Raw genomic sequence first — 288 nt, 5'->3', positions numbered from 1 at the left:
TATCCAGCGGCGGTGAAGAAGTTGGCGCATTCTGCGGGCGCGACCTGATCGATGAGTTTGCCGATCCTGTTCCAAAGCCCGTCGCGGGTGCGTTCGGCGGCGCGGCGGAGATGGGCCTTGAGTTTGGAAAACGCCATCTCGATCGGGTTGAAGTCCGGGCTGTAGGGCGGCAGGAACCGCAGGCTGGCTCCGGCGGCCTCGATCGCCGCCTGCACGCCCGGCCCCTTGTGCGAGCCGAGATTGTCCATGACGACGATGTCGCCGGGGCGCAGATCCGGCACGAGGACG

General features: G+C 66.7%; 1 protein-coding gene. It reads right to left on the bottom strand.

Annotation, left to right across the window (positions count from 1 at the left end):
* Positions 1 to 288: transposase (locus tag ACWNRM_RS15210; protein WP_485172255.1), on the bottom strand; the 288-nt coding region annotated here is incomplete at both ends.

This window comes from Asaia sp. A2 (assembly GCF_057319415.1).
This window is presented reverse-complemented; position numbering and strand designations above follow the sequence as displayed.